At 49.3% G+C, this 4,156-nt stretch carries 4 protein-coding genes; 1 reads left to right on the top strand and 3 read right to left on the bottom strand.

Translation table 11 applies throughout. The features are described 5' to 3' along the window. The first annotated feature begins 776 nt into the window (after positions 1–776). Entirely contained in the window at positions 777–1,229 is a 453-nt protein-coding gene (locus tag D8M41_RS11355) for a hypothetical protein (protein ID WP_126927067.1), read from the top strand. Between the two features lie 457 nt (positions 1,230–1,686). On the opposite strand, the gene D8M41_RS11350 is transcribed toward D8M41_RS11355, so the two are convergent. From D8M41_RS11350 to D8M41_RS11340, 3 genes are all read right to left on the bottom strand, one after another. Next, positions 1,687–2,550 (bottom strand): hypothetical protein, encoded by an 864-nt coding sequence (locus D8M41_RS11350; protein ID WP_126927066.1) that lies wholly within the window; start codon positions 2,548–2,550, stop codon positions 1,687–1,689. 163 nt (positions 2,551–2,713) lie between these two features. After that, positions 2,714–2,950: a hypothetical protein gene (locus D8M41_RS11345; protein ID WP_126927065.1), complete on the bottom strand. Its 237-nt coding sequence runs from the start codon at positions 2,948–2,950 to the stop codon at positions 2,714–2,716. A gap of 148 nt (positions 2,951–3,098) precedes the next feature. After that, the gene (locus tag D8M41_RS11340; RefSeq protein WP_126927064.1) at positions 3,099–3,779 is read right to left on the bottom strand and encodes a hypothetical protein; all 681 of its coding nucleotides are present in this window, start codon (positions 3,777–3,779) and stop codon (positions 3,099–3,101) included. Positions 3,780–4,156 lie beyond the last annotated feature (377 nt).

Below are 4,156 nucleotides of genomic sequence, written 5' to 3'. Positions count from 1 at the left end.
TTTGTGCAACATGGGGAGCGGGTGTGTAAAAGAGTCGGTGGTCGGGACGATACCGAGATTTTGGGCGAAAAGAATTTTTCGGTGCAGGAGGAGCGAAGCGGGGGAAGCACAAGGAAAAATTCTTGAGCTCAAAGGGGATTGAGGTATGGATCGTGCCGTCCACGGACTTTTTGCATCACCGCCGGGCGCGAGCACTCTTTCCACAGTGCACCTCTCGCATGAGGAACGAAGAAGAGAAGGGAGGTGTGCTGTGGGAAAGTGCGTCCCGGCAGAGCGCTTCAACTGGGGAAAACCGAAACCGCGATCACCGGGGGGGGGGCGAGGAGACCACAAATATTTTTGACACAAGACCTGGCGGGGCGAGTTAGAAACACATGAATATTTGTGAAATATACGAGTTCTTATCCGGTTACTTTTTTCCTCTGCTGTCTTTCCTGATTCCTGCACGGTATCTGCGGAAGCTAGAGCGTTTCCTCGCCCGCGTTATTGGTAAAGCAGTAGCGAAGTGGCTGAAAAAATTCATGGAAGCGTTTCTAACAGCAGCAATCGGTAACCCCAAAGAAGTAGGGGGTCGTGCGGGCCGGTGGGTACGCTCTAGGTACCGCAGTAATGGTGATGATGTTCCGGGTACGGGAGGGGCATAAACACCAGGCAGCGAGAAAAACTTTTTTGCTGTTTTTGTTGCGCTTTTAGCTCCCAAAAGCAACTTATATATGAGACCCCCACCGGGGGTACTCACACCACCCCTCTACATAGTGACAGGGTGTCGAGCAGCCATGTTCTGGTTGCTCGACACCCGCCGGAAAGGAAAAAAGTTTTTGATGGCTCGACGTAATACTACTGCGAGCAAGAAAGCTGCCGAGCTTTCAGCAGGATTTGCTGCGCGTGAAGAAGAACTCCAGAATCTCGCAGTTGAGTTTTTTGATCTGGAGGAAAAAAGTGACTACGGGAAGATTCAAAAACGCATTCAGGATTATCAGCAAAAGCTTGAAGAGCTGCAAACGCGAAGTAAGGACACCGAAGCTGAGCTTCGTGCGCAGCAAGCCCCCATCATTGATGCGATGAAACAAGCTGGGGAAACCCCGGCCAATATCGCTAAGCGTCTTGATATTTCTCGTGCCGTGGTGACACGAGCCTTGCGAGCAGAAAAAGATAGGCAGGCCGTTGTTGGCGAAGATGAGTCCGTATCTTCACAGGTGTACCTAAGATACTCAAGGACATTCTCATAAGTGAACGCCAAAGGTTTAGGATGCAGAGTGATGTATTCCCTCTCGGGAACCTCGTCGAGTTCTAGATCCCCGGCTTTGATGTCATTAAAGATTTCGGGTTCAATGGCTTTGACAGCTTGAGGGTCTTCATCTGCCGTATGCGCCGGATAATCACCGTACCCATCATTGAACCACCGGTATCCCCTAACGATTTCTCCAGTGACAGGGTTTACCGCGTCTTCAATCATGTAAAGATCATCATTGAACGGGTTAAAACGTGGATCTAACGCAGGATTTGCAGGGTCTCCTAGATAACCCCATTGCGCGAGCTCTTCCAAAGTCCCGGTATAGGATACAACCGGTTCAGAAGGCTCAGCAGATACGGTTGATACGGTAGCGGTGTATTTCGTCATGATGTTTTAGGTTCCTTTCTAATATTTTTCTGCAAAGTTGTGGAGTTCCTTGCTGTTCACTGTTTTTATTCACCTGCCTCTTTCTTTGTGATGCTCATGAGGTTTGGGTATGATGCAAGCTCTACAGTGGTGTACAGGTCTGGTTCCCATTTGTCCCCGAGCCCTAAAAAGTCCAGGATTTTTTCTTCGGCCCATGTGCTTTGCAAAATATTAGCTGTTGCTGACGCTTCGTCTGCGGTTCCTTCTTCGCCAGATAGGAACATGAGCCCAAGCTCTATAGATTTTTTTAGCCCAAGGATTTTAGATATTTCTTCCCAGTCTTCAGGGTCAGTTTCCGATACGGCCACAGCAGAATAGGTGTAGTTTTCTTCTTCGCCGCAGTAACTGGACATGTCCTGAAGGATCTTGATCCGCTCTGCGGCCGCGAGTTCCTTCACCACTGATTGCTGCTGCTCAGTGAGCGGGGGAAGCGGTAGCATCACCTGCAAATCCCACCCTGTTTTATCGTTCACATATTCTAAATACGCGATCATCCGCATGTCCGTTACCATGAGCGGCTGAGTAAATGGCTCAAGTACCTCTACAGTGTCTAGGTGCTTTTCCCAGTCATTCCCGTAGTCCTCTTGTAGCTCTTTAATCTCTAGCAGGGAATAGACTTCTCGCCGTGGGCAGGTCTCATCACACCCAATGCTTACACTAGGGTCGTCCCACCAGTATGTGTACAAGTTTTCCTTAACAGGTTCAAGAGATTTCGCGTCCACCACTGGAGTTTTGAGCACATCCCAGAAATTCCGGAACAAAGCCTCATCATTAGTCTTCTCAAGACACGTAATAATGTTGGCTGCGGAGATGGATTCTATATCGGTGCTGCCGAAGACTTTTTGGATGGTTTCTTTGGCCCCTAAGATGCGGTAAGTGTTGGTAGTCAATTGGTCTTCTCCTTATAAACTGTTTTTGACTGTGCTGTTTCTGAACGGGACAGCAGGTGGGTCAGGTTCGTGAGCTTGTTTTCTGGTGAACCTTATGTATTCATTGTAGCGCATTCACCCGTATTATCGCAAGTCGATTTCGTAATATTTCTTTGGTTTTCTGCTATTTTTTAGGTTTCGGGCCGCTTTTTTGCACGCCTTGGTTCCAGAGGTCTAGCTCTGGGTATTTTGCGGGTGACCACCCTACAGAGGAGCGTGCTTTCCCGTCTCCGATGATGATGTCAGGTTCGGGGAGAGGGTGGCCGTGCTTTTCGCGGTGGGATATGGTGCCTGCGGTGATGCCGTAGCGTTTAGCGACTCCAGCGCGGCTTAGCCCGCGGATAATTTCTACTTCTGCCATATATAGTGTTCTCCTGTGTCGTGCCTTTGCTGCCCGGTAGGCTTTTGGGGTGTGTAATCCAGTAATGGCGTGTTGCCCACCCCCCTTTTTTGTTCCCCGTGCTGACGGGTGGAAGGGGTGGGCAACGCCTGGTGTGCTTTCTAATTTTTTAGCATGGGTAGTCGGTGGTGAATTTTAGTGGGGCTTCAGAGGTGAGAGCCCAAAATCCGCCCGAGTTGTCGTAACTTTCAATAAGACCAGCTTCAGCGATGATTTGGGAGTGTAGCTTTTCCCTCACAAGCGATTCTTGGTAAAAGCCATGGCTTGTCAGCTGACCACCTTCAGCCCAGTAGCTCTTGGGATCGTGGTAAATTTCTTCGAAATCGGCGGCGTGTTCGTCTGCGATTTTCTTTTCAATCTCTAGCAGACGATCAGCGGCCTCCTTATGCCACTTGGCCGCGTAACCTTTTGCGAAGCCTTCGGTGCCTCGGTAACCGGCTTCAGCGCGGGCGACCGTCCATAGGACTGTGACATCAAGACCGGCGGCGGTGGCATATTCCTTGATCAATTCATGCGCTGCGGGCGGTTCAACGACATGCGACGTTGAGAAAGGATTATCTTTGACACCAGTTTTGGCTTCGATAAATTCTTTGAAGGGTACTACCGGATTTACTGCGAAGCTCTGAATGATGCCGTTTACTTTGGACTTCCAGTCTCCAAAGGAAAGGTAAAAATCTTCAGTTTCACAGTCCTTCCACAGAGGCATATTCCGTCCGCGACCATGCTTAAGGTATTTTCCTTCGGGGATGAAGGAGGGGCGTGCGATACGTAAAACGATTTCTTCTTTCATGACTTTCCCTTTTGATTGTTTTCCTGGCAGCCCTTGCCAGGGGCGGGCTTTGGCTCATTTTCTGGTGAGCCTTATGTATTCATTGTAGCCCATTCACCCGTATTATCGCAAGTCGATTTCGTAATATTTCTTTGATTTTTCAACATATTTTGCTCATTGGCCGAGTTAGTGGCATGAGAGCGTATTAAGGGAGTGACGAGAGCTCTCCTTGAGGAAAGGAAAATGGTGTACTATGTCCTATATGCCCCCACAGGGGCGGGGATGGACCCGTTTATGGTTCCTGCTTAAATGTTCCCCAGATTACTGGGGATGAGCCGTTTGTTCGATTTCTTCTAATCGGAATTGGGTTTCTTCTCCCCACGCTTGTGGGGTTGGAA

Origin of the sequence: Rothia sp. HSID18069, assembly GCF_003989155.1 — a bacterium.
Taxonomy (GTDB): Bacteria; Actinomycetota; Actinomycetes; order Actinomycetales; family Micrococcaceae; genus Rothia; species Rothia aeria.
The sequence above is the reverse complement of the archived record's forward strand: the minus strand, read 5'-3'. Positions and strand labels throughout refer to the sequence as shown.